Origin of the sequence: Pseudomonas sp. GXZC (assembly GCF_026967615.1) — a bacterium.
GTDB classification, from domain to species: Bacteria; Pseudomonadota; Gammaproteobacteria; order Pseudomonadales; family Pseudomonadaceae; genus Aquipseudomonas; species Aquipseudomonas azotoformans_A.
This window is the reverse complement of sequence record NZ_CP114115.1, coordinates 486428-499379: the sequence shown is the minus strand read 5'-3', so window position 1 is coordinate 499379 and position 12952 is coordinate 486428. Positions and strand designations below refer to the sequence as shown.

The following is a 12952-nucleotide window of genomic DNA, read 5'->3' as shown; positions in this document are numbered from 1 at the left end:
GACCCTGTCGCCTGACAACTGTAGTGAGCGGGCTTGCCCCGCGTTGGGCTGCGAAGCGGCCCTGACGTTGCCACCGCATTTCTTCAGACAGAACGCGGCGGCAGTTTTTGGGGCTGCTGCGCAGCCCAGCGCGGGGCAAGCCCGCTCACCACAGGGAGCATGCCGTCCTCTGGATCGGTTACAAGCTCGGCAGCAGCTTGGCCGGTACCAGCTCATTCAGGCAGCGGCTGGCCAACAACTCGCTGGCGGCGTTGATGTCCGGTGCGAAGAAACGGTCCTTCTCATAGAACGCCACTTTGTCACGCAGAATCCCGCGCGCTTTTTCCAGCGCAGGCGAGGTTTTCAGGCCTTCGCGCAGGTCCAGGCCCTGGCACGCCGCCAGCCATTCCACGGCGAGAACGCCACGGGTGTTCTCGGCCATTTCCCACAGGCGCTTGCCCGCAGCCGGGGCCATCGAAACGTGGTCTTCCTGGTTGGCCGAGGTCGGCAGACTGTCGACGCTATGGGGATGGGCCAGCGCCTTGTTTTCGCTGGCAAGCGCGGCAGCGGTCACCTGGGCGATCATGAAGCCGGAGTTCACACCGCCATTGCCCACCAGGAACGGCGGCAGTTGCGACATGTGCTTGTCCATCATCAGCGAGATACGGCGCTCGCTGAGCGAGCCGATTTCAGCGATGGCCAGTGCCATATTGTCGGCAGCCATGGCCACCGGTTCGGCGTGGAAGTTACCGCCGGAAATCACGTCACCTTCGGCGGCAAAGACCAGCGGGTTATCCGACACGGCGTTGGCTTCTACCACCAGCACCTCGGCGGCCTGGCGGAACTGGGTCAGGCACGCGCCCATGACTTGTGGTTGGCAGCGCAGCGAGTATGGGTCCTGCACCTTGTCGCAGTTCTGGTGCGACTGAGACACCTGGCTGCTTTCGCCCAGCAGGTGACGATAGGCTGCGGCTGAATCGATCTGCCCACGCTGGCCGCGTGCGGCATGAATGCGTGCGTCGAAGGGTGAGCGCGAACCCAGCACTGCTTCCACGGTGAGCGCGCCGCATGCCAGGGCGCCGGCGAACAGGTCTTCGCCTTCGAACAGGCCACGCAGGGCGTACGCGGTGGACACCTGGGTGCCGTTGAGCAGCGCCAGGCCTTCTTTGGCGGCGAGGGTCAGCGGCGTCAGGCCGGCGACTTTCAGCGCGTCGGTGGCTTCCAGCCATTCGCCCTTGTAGCGTGCCTTGCCTTCGCCCAGCAGCACCAGGGACATGTGCGCCAAGGGCGCCAGGTCGCCGGAGGCACCGACCGAACCTTTCAACGGAATATGCGGGTACACCTCAGCGTTGATCAGCGCGATCAGCGCGTCGATCACCTGCCGGCGGATCCCGGAGAACCCACGGCTGAGGCTGTTGACCTTGAGCACCATGACCAGCCGCACCAGCGCATCGCTGATCGGCTCACCGACGCCGGCGGCGTGGGACAGCACCAGGGAACGCTGGAGGTTTTCCAGGTCTTCGCTGGCGATGCGGGTCGAAGCCAGCAGGCCGAAACCGGTGTTGATGCCATAGGCAGTGCGGTTCTCGGCGAGAATCTGCTCCACGCAAGCAACACTGGCGTCGATCTGCGCCGTGGCGCTGTCATCCAGACTGAGGGTTACCGGCTGCTGGTAGATGGCTCGCAGTTGGGCAAGGCTCAGTTGGCCTGGAATCAGGTTTAGCGCAGTCACATTCATACTCCTTTTGAATTGTTCTTTTGAATAAGTCTTCAGTGCAAATTCGGTAAGTCGGTGCTTTTGAGCAGTTGGGCAGCGGCCGCAATGTCCGGCGCCAGCCAGCGGTCTTGCTCGTAGGCCGGGACCACTTCACGCAACAGGCGCCAGGCGCGGTCGGTGCCGGCGCCGAATCGCTGGTCCTTCAAGAATTCGAACGCCTGGGCCGCCAGCAAGTACTCGATGGCGAGGATCTGCGTCACGTTGGCCAACACCTGGTGCAGCTTGAGCGCGGCATTGGTGCCCATGCTCAGGTGGTCTTCCTGCAGGCCCGAGGTGACGAAGTTGTCGAGCACCGCCGGTTGCGCCAACTGGCGGTTTTGCCCACACAGCGAAGCGGCGACGTACTGCACGATCATCATCCCGGAGTTGACCCCAGGGTTGCTCACCAGAAACGCCGGCAAGCCGCTGACGTGCGGGTTGATCAGGCGGTCCAGGCGGCGTTCGGCCACCGAGCCGATTTCGGCCATGGCGATTGCCAGCATGTCCGCCGCCAGAGCCACGGATTGTCCGTGGGGGTTGGCCTGGGACACCACGCGGTAATGGTCTGGCGTGCCGAGTACCAGCGGGTTGTCGGTGGCGCTGTTGAGTTCGGTCTCGATCTGGCGGGTGGCGTGTTCCACCTGGTCGCGGGCCGCGCCGTGGATCTGCGGTATCGAGCGAATGCTTAACGCATCCTGTGTGCGAATGCCCTTGCTGCTGGCGATCACTTCACTGCCATCGAGCAAGGCGCGCAGGTTGATGCCGACGTGTTGCATGCCAGGGTGCGGTTTTAAGGCGATGATCTCTTCGTCAAACGCGTCGATCTGGCCGCGCTGGGCTTCAAAACTCATGGCGCCGATCACGTCGGCCCACTGCAGCAAGTGATGGGCGTCGGCCAGGGCCAGACAGCTCAGGCCGGTCATGCACGGCGTGCCGTTGACCAGGCACAGGCCGTCCTTGGCGCCGAGCACGACCGGGTGCAAACCTTCCGCGCTTAAGGCCTCTTGAGCCGGAACGATGCGGCCTCGGTAACTCACATTGCCCACGCCCAACAAGGCCACGCCCACATGGGCCATGTGGGTCAGGTAACCCACCGAACCCTGGGACGGCACTTGCGGTGTGATGCCGTGGTTGAGCAACGCCAGCAACGAGTGCACCACCTGCGGATGCAGGCCGGATTTACCGTGACTGTAGTTGATGATCGCCGCGCAGATGATCGCGCGGGTCTGCTCGTCGCTCAGCACCGGGCCGACGCCACAGGCATGGCTCAGCAAGGTATTGCGCGACAGCTGGCTGAGTTGCTCGCCCTTGAGCGACACATTGCACAGCGCGCCCAGGCCGGTGTTCACGCCATAGGCGCGCTCACCGCTGGTGACGATGCGTTGCACGATGGCCTGGGCATTGTCGATGCGCGCCCAGGCCTGGCCCGAGAGTTCGAGGACCGCGCCGTGGCGGGCGACGGCGACGACGTCCTGCCAACGCAGCGGGGCGTCGGCAATGATGATTTTTGCTGCCTGGAACATGGTTGACCTCTTCAATTCAAACCACCGCCGCCCGCCGCTGAACGAACCGATCCACATACTCATCCGCCGGCGAATGCAGGATCTCCCGAGGGGTGCCGACCTGGATCAGCTTGCCGTCCTTGAGGATCGCAATGCGGTTGCCGATGCGCACGGCCTCGTCAAGGTCGTGGGTGATGAACACGATGGTTTTGTGCAGGGTCTTTTGCAGCTCCAGCAACTGGTCCTGCATCTCGGCGCGGATCAGTGGGTCGAGGGCACTGAAAGCCTCGTCCATCAGGATGATGTCGGTGTCCGCCGCCAACGCGCGGGCCAGGCCGACGCGCTGGCGCATGCCGCCGGAAAGCTGGTGCGGGTATTTGTTTTCGTAGCCCTTGAGGCCCACGGTTTCGATCCAGTGCAGGGCGCGTTCGGCGCAGACCTGCTTGGTTTCGCCACGCACTTTCAGGCCGTAGGCGACGTTGTCGAGCACGCTCTTGTGGGGCAGCAGGCCGAAGCTCTGGAACACCATGCTGATCTTGTGCCGACGGAATTGGCGCAGGGCCTCCATGTCCAGTTGCAGGATGTCTTCGCCGTCCACCAGGATCGCGCCGCTGGTGGGGTCGATCAGGCGGTTGAAGTGGCGCACCAGGGTGGACTTGCCGGAACCCGACAGGCCCATGATCACGAAGATCTCGCCGGTGCCGATGCTCAACGACAAATCGTTCACGCCGACCACGCAGCCGGTCTCGGCCAGCACCTGGTCCTTGGTCTTGCCCTGGCCGATCAGCGACAGCGCATCCTTGGAGCGGGCGCCGAAAATCTTGAAGACGTTTTTAACTTCGATTTTGCTGACAGTAGTCATTTGCTCGCCTCATGCCGTGGACGACCATAGGCCTGGGTAATGCGGTCGATGACCACTGCGAGAATCACAATCGCCAGCCCGGCTTCGAGGCCACGGCCGACGTTGAGGGTCTGGATGCCGACGAGCACGTCTTCGCCCAAGCCTCGGGCGCCGATCATCGAGGCGATCACCACCATCGAAAGCGCCATCATGGTGGTCTGGTTGATCCCGGCCATGATGCTCGGCAACGCCAGCGGCAGTTGCACGCCGAACAGTTGCTGCCAGCGGTTGGCACCAAAGGCGTTGATGGCTTCCATGACTTCGCCGTCGACCTGGCGAATGCCCAGGTCGGTGAGGCGAATCAGCGGCGGCGCAGCGTAAATCACGGTGGCGAAAATCGCCGGGACTTTGCCCAGGCCGAACAGCATCAGCACCGGAATCAGGTACACGAAGCTAGGCATCGTTTGCATGATGTCGAGCAGTGGCATCAGCACCGAGCGCAGGCGATTGCTGCGTGCGGACAGAATGCCCAGCGGCACGCCGATCAGCACCGAGATCACCGTGGCGACCATCATCAAGGCCAGGGTCTGCATCAGCTTGTCCCACAGGCCAACCGCGCCCACCAGGAACAGCAAACCGACGATCACCGCCGTGGTCACCACCTTGCGGGTGGCGTGCCAGGCGACACCGCCGACGATGGCCAGCATCAGCCACCAGGGCGCTGCGCGCAGCAGCCCTTCCAGGTTGACGATGGCCCATAGCAGGGTGTCAGAAATGTGCCGGAACACATCACCGTAGTTGGTGACCAATGAGTCCACCCAACCGTTGACCCAGTCGGCGATGGAAAACGTAAAACTCTCAGGAAACATATCGTGCTCTCGATCCAGTGGGTTGTGGCCAGGCGCCCGGCTGCCCCTCAGGGTAGCCGGGCACGCTTGACCTACAAGGCCGCGTCGATTTTCTTGGCTGCGTCGTCGCTCACCCAGGCGTGCCAGACTTCAGGATGTTCCTTGAGGAAAATTTTCGCCAGTTTTGGCGACTCAATTCGCTCCTTGGCCATGCGACCCAGGTTCTGGTTCAGCAGGTCGATCGGCAGGTTGACCTTTTCCAGCACGGCCACCAGTTCCGGGGCTTGCTCGTGGAAGGTCTTGGACAGGCCGACCTTGATGCTCACGCTTTTATCCACACCGGGTTTTTCTTCCAGCTTGACCAGGTCGACCTGGCCCATCAGCGGGGTGGGCGACCAGTAGTAGAACAGGATCGGCTCGCCACGCTTGTAGCTCGACAACACCGCTGCATCCAACGCCGGGCCGGTGCCTGGGCGGAAGTTGGTGTAGGAATTTTCCAGGCCGTAGCTTTTCAGCATTTCGCTGTTGTCCAGCTCGCAGGTCCAACCGGCCGGGCAGTTATAGAAACGGCCTTTGGAGGGTTCTTCCTGGTCCTTGAACACCGCGGCGTACTTGGCCAGGTCAGCAATGTTTTTCAGGTCGGGGGCCTTGGCTTCCAGCTTGCGCTTGGCATCGCCTTCGATCACATAACGCGGCACGTACCAGCCTTCGATGGCACCGACTACCGGGGCGCCGACGCCGACGACTTTGCCGGCCTTCTCGGCCTTGTTCCAGACCTCACTGCGGCCCACCCACTCTTCGGCGAAGATCTGGATGTCGTTGCTGCTCAGGGCGTTTTCCATGGTGATAGAGTTGCCCGGCAGGCTGTCGGTTTTGCAGTCGTAGCCTTTTTCCAGCACGGTTTGCAGGATGTCGGTGAGCAACATGCCGCTTTCCCAGTTCAGGCCTGCGAATTTCACCGGCTTGCCGGATTCGCACCAGCCGGCCGCCTGGGCGCCAGCGCTTGCCAGCAAACCTGCAGAGAGCAGGGTGGCCATCAGGGTCTTATGCATTTTCATTGTTGTGACGCTCCCAATCTTGAAATGGATTACGGCAGTCAGTAGGCATCCTGCCCTGTCCACGTCCCATCAGGCTTGTGCCGCCAGCCCGTTTGTTCTTGGTATAGCGCCCTGCTCTGTCGGCAGGATCAGTTGATCGGGCACCGTGCCGTGCCATTTTTTCGCACACAGGTAATACAGCGCTGCCGGCAGTACCAGACCGATGATCCAGGAAATGTCCACATCACCCAGCGCAGCCACCAAAGGACCGGTGTAGAACTTGGTGGAGATGAACGGCAATTGCACCAGCACGCCGAACACGTACACGCTGATCCCCAGCAGGTTCCAGCGACCGTAGCGACCGTTCGGATCGGCCAGCGCCGGTACGTCATAACGCTCACGGGTGATGCAGTAGTAGTCCACCAGGTTGATCGCGCTCCAGGGCGTGAAGAACGCCAGCAGGAACAGGATGAAAGACTTGAACGCGCCGAGGAACGAATGCTGGCCGAGCAAGGCGATCAAGGTTGCGGTGCCGACAATCGCCAGCACGAACACCAGGCGTTGCAAGCGCGTGACCTCCAGGCGGCCACGGAAGCCGCTGATGATGGTGGCAATGCACATGAAGCTGCCGTAGGAGTTCAGCGTGGAGATGGTGACCTTGCCGAACGCGATGCTGAAGTACAGCAGCGCCGCAGTGGCCCCAGTGCCACTCAAGCCGACGATGTAGGCCACTTCATGACCGGCGAATTGCCCGTTGGACATGGCCGCGGCAAACACGCCGAGGACCATCGCCACCTGGGCGCCAATCACCGAACCGGCACCGGCGGCGAGAAAGGTTTTTACCGAAGAGGTCTTGCTCGGCAAATAGCGTGAGTAGTCCGCCACGTAAGGGCCGAAAGCGATCTGCCAGGACGCCGCAAGCGACACCGCCAGCAGGAAACTGCTCCAGCTGAAGTGGCGGATCTGCAGGAGTGCGCCAACGTCGGTCTGGCTCATCAGACGACTGAACAGGTAGACAAAGGCGATCACGCCAATGACGCTGGCAACGCGACCGATGAAGTGGATCACCCGATAACCGAGCACCGTGACCAGCACGATGACACTGGCGAAAATCAAGATGCCAGTGCTGTCGCTGACCCCGAACAACTGGCCCAGCGCCTGACCGGACAATACCGTGCCGGTGGCGGTGAAGCCGAGGTACATCAGGCACACCAGCACGATCGGAATCGCCGCGCCGTACACGCCAAACTGCACCCGGCTGGAGATCATCTGCGGCAGGCCCAGCTTGGGCCCTTGCGCCGCATGCAACGCCATCACGCCGCCGCCGATCAATTGACCGACCAACAGGCCGATCAACGACCAGAACACATCACCGCCCAGCACCACGGCCAAGGCCCCGGTGACAATCGCGGTGATCTGCAGGTTGGCACCCATCCACAGAGTGAACTGGCTCAATAGACGACCGTGTCTTTCCGCTTCCGGGATGTAGTCGATCGAACGTTTCTCGATCAACGGGGTGGTGTCATTTGCAGCCATGGATGTTCAACCTCTGATGGATTGTTTTCAGGGGGGTGCTGGCTTACTTGATCATCGGCAGGTTCAAGCCCTGCTCCTTGGCGCAATCAATCGCGATCTGGTAGCCGGCGTCTGCGTGTCGCATCACCCCGGTGGCCGGGTCGTTGTGCAGTACTCGGGCAATACGCTCGGCCGCTTCGTCGGTACCGTCGCAGACGATGACCATGCCGGAGTGCTGGGAGAAGCCCATGCCCACGCCGCCGCCGTGGTGCAGCGAAACCCAGGTCGCGCCGCTGGCGGTGTTGAGCAAGGCGTTGAGCAGCGGCCAGTCGGACACGGCGTCGGAACCGTCCTGCATGGCTTCGGTTTCGCGGTTCGGGCTGGATACCGAGCCGGAGTCGAGGTGGTCACGGCCGATCACCACCGGTGCCGACAGCTCGCCGCTGCGTACCATTTCGTTGAACGCCAGGCCGAGCTTGGCGCGCTGGCCCAGGCCCACCCAGCAGATACGCGCCGGCAGGCCCTGGAAGCTGATGCGCTCGCGCGCCATGTCCAGCCAGTTGTGCAGGTGGGCGTCGTCGGGGATCAGTTCTTTGACCTTGGCGTCGGTCTTGTAGATGTCTTGTGGGTCGCCGGACAGTGCCGCCCAACGGAACGGGCCGATGCCACGGCAAAACAGTGGACGGATATAGGCCGGGACGAAACCTGGGAAGTCGAAGGCGTTTTCCACGCCTTCTTCCTGGGCCATCTGGCGGATGTTGTTGCCGTAGTCGAAGGTCGGGATGCCTTGTTTCTGGAATTCCAGCATGGCTTTGATGTGCACGGCCATCGACTGCTTGGCGGCCTTGATCACAGCAGCCGGCTCGGTCTTGGCGCGGGCGCGGTATTCGTCCCAGGTCCAGCCGGCTGGCAGGTAGCCGTTGAGTGGGTCGTGGGCGCTGGTCTGGTCGGTGACCATGTCCGGGCGCACGCCGCGCTTGACCAGTTCCGGCAGGATTTCTGCGGCGTTACCCAGCAGGGCAATGGAGATGGCCTTGCCTTCCTTGGTGTACTTGGCGATACGCGCCAAAGCATCGTCGAGATCGGTGGCTTGTTCGTCGACATAACGGCTGTTGAGGCGGAAGTCGATGCTGACCTGCTGGCACTCAATGTTCAGCGAGCACGCGCCGGCGAGGGTTGCGGCCAAAGGTTGCGCGCCGCCCATGCCGCCGAGACCGGCGGTGAGTACCCAACGGCCAGTCAGGTCGCTGTTGTAATGCTGGCGACCGGCTTCGACGAAGGTTTCGTAGGTGCCTTGGACGATGCCCTGGCTGCCGATGTAGATCCAGCTGCCCGCGGTCATCTGGCCGTACATGGCCAGGCCCTTGGCATCCAGTTCGTTGAAGTGTTCCCAACTGGCCCAGTGCGGCACCAGGTTGGAGTTGGCGATCAGTACACGCGGGGCATTGCTGTGGGTTTTGAACACGCCGACCGGCTTGCCGGATTGCACCAGCAGGGTTTCGTCGTCATTCAGGTTAGTGAGGCTCTCGACGATCTGGTCGTAGCACTCCCAGTTGCGCGCCGCACGGCCGATACCGCCGTACACCACCAATTCTTTCGGGTTCTCGGCCACTTGCGGGTCGAGGTTGTTCATCAGCATGCGCAGCGGCGCTTCAGTCAGCCAGCTTTTGGCGGTGAGCTTGTTACCGTGGGCGGCACGGATTTCGACGTCGCGGTATTTTGTAGGCTTGGCTTTAGAAAAATCGGTCACTGCTGGACTCCTCGGCACGATGCGCGAACATGGATGGTGCGAAGGAGAGTCTTACGCACACATCTTTACTTGTACATACAAGCATATGCAATCAAGCGGCCAACTTTAGAAAGGCGTCGTCGGGATTTTTTGTGAAGGGGTGTGCAAGCCTTGGAAATTGAGGCTTTGAGGCTTGATGAAATTTCTTGCAGACGTTTCTTGCCGGGAGAGGGGCTTGTCACTCCAACGCAGCGTTGCGCCGCATTGGGGCATTCGGTAACAAAATGGTGCGCACGGTTGGGAAGCGAGGGTGGGCATGCGTAGCAGTGAAATAGCGCGCCTGACCTGCCAGGCAAAAGGTGCGTCCCAACGACGATTTTTCTGAGTTATCTGTAGCCCAGTAAAAACGGATTTTTTCGTATATTCAGTGGTTTAGAGTCGGCTTTCACACACCCAACACCCTGGAAGACTTATCGTGACCACTCTAAAACGGGCAGGCATCTTTATCGTACTCATGGCGACAAGCATGGCTTCAGTCCAGGCCATTGCCGCCACCTTTACTGCGACCCTTGATAAAACAGGAAAAGTTACTGCGCAGTCACCCAAGTGGATCAAGGACGTGAAACTCACCGCCCAACCTGATTACTTCTCCGATTACAAAGTCAGGTTTGTGCCGGGGGTGTTCAAGGACGCGCCACGGTTTTGCACCGTGTCGGTGACGGACGTCAGCTCCAATGATCACATTTTCTACGGCCACGCCAAGTTGGGGAGCGTCCCGGCGATCAACTACGTCAACGTTTTAACGCTGAAAGTGGGAGACAACAAACCCGCTGGCGATTCTTCGATGGGCTTTCAACTGATGTGCGTTAAGTAAACCCATCTCTCCATACTGGCTGAGCGCCGGTCATACAAGCGCTCAGCGGTTGCTCAGTTCGATAACGCAACAGCGACCGCTCACGGTAACCTCCAGCAGGTCAGTGTTACCGTCCACTTGCAGGCAGTCGTGATGGCCAAGTTTCTGGTCCAGCACCTTCACTTCATCCGCAACACTGAACACCAGCACCGTCTGCGCGGTGCTGAAGAAGCGCTGTTCGCCATCGATCCATTGCAGCCGTGCGTGGTAACGCTGGGGCGAATAGATCAGGTTGAAGTCGCGAATCGGCCCGGTGATCAAACGGCATGACACCTGGCTGTCACCCTTGAACGCAAAGGCTTGCAGCGGTAACAACCCGCGCTGCTCCTCGCCATCTACGGTCAACACCATGCCGGCGCCCTGGATCACGGTGATCACGCGCTGGTAGCCGGCAAAGGTGGAGAACCCGCCGGACTCAGCGATATCCGCAATCGACAAGCGCCAACCAAAGCCATCCAGCCCTGTACCGGCATCTCGGGTGATTTCTTCAGTGCTGCCGCCGCCGTTTTTCCACGGCATGCGCACGTAATCGGCGGCGCGCCAGACTTTTACGGAACTCATTTACTGAAACGTCCTTCCAGGCTGTGACGGGAACCGGGGTGGATCAAACGCGCGGCGGTCACCGGCTGGCGACCCGACCAGGTGCGTCGGCGAATCAACAGGCACGGCTCGGTGGGTTCGATCTGCAGCAGCTTGCACTCGGCGGCGTCGGCAAGGATGGCTTCCACCACGTGCTCGCCTTCGGTCAGCGGCGCTACTTGGTTCAGGTAGGCGTACGGCGTTTGCTGGGTGAAATCCTGTTGCAGATATTCCGGCGCGACCAGGGCGTTGACGAAACGGTCTTCGATTTGCACGGGAATATCGTTTTCGAAGTGCACGATCAACGAATGGAAAACGCGCCCGCCTTCACGCATCTCCAAGGCAACGGCGCGCTCGGAACCGGCAGCCTCTTCGCCCAGGTGGATGACTTGGCAGGTATGCCGATGACCGCGGGAGGCGATCTCATCGGCAATGTTATGCACTTCGAACAGGGCTGACTGGCTCTTGGGCTCAGCGACAAAGGTGCCGACACCTTGCATGCGCACCAGCAAACCTTCAGCGGTGAGCTCGCGCAGGGCACGGTTGATGGTCATGCGGCTGAACCCCAGCTGGCTGACCAGTTCGCTCTCCGACGGCACGCGGTAATGGGGCGGCCAGTTGCCGTTGAGAATCTGCTGGCTGATCATCTGTTTGACGCGGGCATACAAGGGCGCCGGACTTTCGTCCATGTGGGCAGCCAGCGAAGACTTGGCAGGCGGAGTCGGCACAGGGAATCCTTGCAGGGGGAAAAGATGCATAGATTGCCGGAGTTTACCGAGCAGGCAAACGTCTGTATATGTATATACAAATAAACACACGACCGGGGTGCCTTGATCATGTCCGCTTTCTTTGCCGAACGCGCGCTGCTGCCTAATGGATGGGCCAACGATGTACGTCTTGAAGTCAGCGCCGATGGGCGGCTGACAAAGGTTGAGGCCAATGCCAGCGCAGAGGGTGCCGAACGGCTGAGAGGCCCGGTGTTGGCGGGTATGCCGAACCTGCATTCCCATGCGTTTCAACGCGCCATGGCGGGTTTGGCGGAAGTTGCTGGCAACCCGAATGACAGTTTCTGGACCTGGCGCGACCTGATGTACCGCATGGTGGGCAAGATCAGCCCGGATCAATTGCAGGTGATCGCGCGCCAGCTGTATATCGAGATGCTCAAGGCCGGCTACACCTCGGTAGCCGAATTTCACTATGTGCACCATGACGTCAGCGGCCAGCCGTATGCCGATCGCACGGAACTGTCGCGACAGATCAGCCAGGCGGCGGCCAGCAGCGGGATTGGCCTGACATTGCTGCCCGTGCTGTACACCCACTCGGGGTTTGGCGGCCAATCGCCTAATGACGGCCAGCGGCGGTTTATCAACAGCACTGAAAACTACCTGGACCTGCAGGCGCGGTTGAAACCCCTCCTCGCCGCACAACCGGCGCAGCAGTTGGGGCTGTGCTTCCACTCGTTGCGCGCAGTCACGCCGCAGCAGATCAATGATGTGCTGGCCGCCAACGACAAGGCGTGCCCGGTGCATATCCACATCGCCGAACAGCAAAAGGAAGTCGACGACTGCCTGGCCTGGAGCGGCAAACGCCCGCTGCAATGGCTGTATGACAATGTTGAAGTGGATGAACGCTGGTGCCTGGTGCACGCCACTCATGCCGATGCGGATGAAGTCGCACGCATGGCCAAGAGCCGCGCGATTGCCGGCTTGTGCCTGACCACCGAGGCCAACCTGGGTGATGGGATCTTCCCGGCGGTGGATTTTCTCGCCCAGGGCGGACGCATGGGCATCGGCTCCGACAGCCATGTGTCATTGAGCGTGGTAGAAGAGCTGCGCTGGTTGGAATATGGTCAGCGCCTGCGCGATCAGCGGCGTAATCGTTTGTATCGCAGTGATCAGCCGATGGTCGGCCGTACGCTGTTTGACGCCGCGCTGGACGGCGGTGCCCAGGCATTGGGCCAGCCGATTGGTCGGCTGGAAGTGGGCAAGCGTGCGGATTGGATAGTGCTGGATGGCAATGATCCCTACCTGGCCACGGCGACTGAGGACGGAATTCTCAACCGCTGGTTGTTCGCGGGCGGCGATCGGCAGGTGCGGGACGTGCTGGTGAACGGAAAGTGGGTGGTGCGCGATGGGCATCATGCCGGTGAGGAAGAAAGCGGCCGGGCGTTCACGCACGTCTTGAGAGATCTACTGGGCTAACCAGCGACACATAACAAATGTGGGAGCTGGCTTGCCTGCGATACAGGCACCT

The 12952-nt window shown here is 61.2% G+C and carries 11 protein-coding genes; 2 read left to right on the top strand and 9 right to left on the bottom strand.

The features are described 5' to 3' along the window. Positions 1 to 178: 178 nt before the first annotated feature. The 7 genes from hutH (OZ428_RS02425) to hutU all read right to left on the bottom strand — a co-directional run bounded on the left by hutH (OZ428_RS02425) (position 179) and on the right by hutU (position 9228). Positions 179 to 1717, bottom strand: a complete 1539-nt coding sequence (hutH, locus tag OZ428_RS02425) for a histidine ammonia-lyase (protein WP_156717472.1) — start codon at positions 1715 to 1717, stop codon at positions 179 to 181. 32 nt (positions 1718 to 1749) lie between these two features. Next, positions 1750 to 3258 (bottom strand): histidine ammonia-lyase, encoded by a 1509-nt coding sequence (gene hutH / locus OZ428_RS02420; RefSeq protein ID WP_269132587.1) that lies wholly within the window; start codon positions 3256 to 3258, stop codon positions 1750 to 1752. A gap of 16 nt (positions 3259 to 3274) precedes the next feature. Next, the gene (locus tag OZ428_RS02415) at positions 3275 to 4099 is read right to left on the bottom strand and encodes a quaternary amine ABC transporter ATP-binding protein (protein ID WP_050572407.1); all 825 of its coding nucleotides are present in this window, start codon (positions 4097 to 4099) and stop codon (positions 3275 to 3277) included. Then, entirely contained in the window at positions 4096 to 4947 is an 852-nt protein-coding gene (locus OZ428_RS02410) for an ABC transporter permease (protein WP_010213842.1), read from the bottom strand. The genes OZ428_RS02415 and OZ428_RS02410 overlap by 4 nt, the downstream gene beginning before the upstream one ends. A gap of 71 nt (positions 4948 to 5018) precedes the next feature. After that, complete coding sequence (locus OZ428_RS02405; protein WP_177113853.1) at positions 5019 to 5984, bottom strand: ABC transporter substrate-binding protein; 966 nt, start codon at positions 5982 to 5984, stop codon at positions 5019 to 5021. A 69-nt stretch (positions 5985 to 6053) separates the two neighbouring features. After that, a complete protein-coding gene (locus OZ428_RS02400; RefSeq protein ID WP_269132586.1) occupies positions 6054 to 7499 on the bottom strand; it encodes a purine-cytosine permease family protein in 1446 nt (481 codons plus the stop codon). Between the two features lie 43 nt (positions 7500 to 7542). Continuing rightward, positions 7543 to 9228 carry a urocanate hydratase gene (gene hutU / locus OZ428_RS02395; RefSeq protein WP_269132585.1) on the bottom strand — a complete coding sequence of 562 codons (1686 nt, stop codon included), beginning with the start codon at positions 9226 to 9228 and terminating at the stop codon, positions 7543 to 7545. Positions 9229 to 9733: 505 nt separating this feature from the next. On the opposite strand from hutU, the gene OZ428_RS02390 reads away from it, so the two are divergent. Next, a complete protein-coding gene (locus OZ428_RS02390) occupies positions 9734 to 10081 on the top strand; it encodes a hypothetical protein (RefSeq protein ID WP_269132584.1) in 348 nt (115 codons plus the stop codon). 42 nt (positions 10082 to 10123) lie between these two features. On the opposite strand, the gene OZ428_RS02385 is transcribed toward OZ428_RS02390, so the two are convergent. Then, positions 10124 to 10681, bottom strand: a complete 558-nt coding sequence (locus tag OZ428_RS02385; protein ID WP_269132583.1) for a HutD/Ves family protein — start codon at positions 10679 to 10681, stop codon at positions 10124 to 10126. Further along, the gene (hutC, locus tag OZ428_RS02380) at positions 10678 to 11388 is read right to left on the bottom strand and encodes a histidine utilization repressor (RefSeq protein WP_232920667.1); all 711 of its coding nucleotides are present in this window, start codon (positions 11386 to 11388) and stop codon (positions 10678 to 10680) included. Before hutC ends, OZ428_RS02385 begins: the two co-directional genes overlap by 4 nt. A gap of 147 nt (positions 11389 to 11535) precedes the next feature. Here hutC and OZ428_RS02375 point away from each other — a divergent pair, with 147 nt between their 5' ends. Beyond that, positions 11536 to 12900, top strand: coding sequence for a formimidoylglutamate deiminase (locus OZ428_RS02375; RefSeq protein WP_269132582.1), 1365 nt, complete (start codon positions 11536 to 11538; stop codon positions 12898 to 12900). The last annotated feature ends 52 nt before the right edge of the window (positions 12901 to 12952 follow it).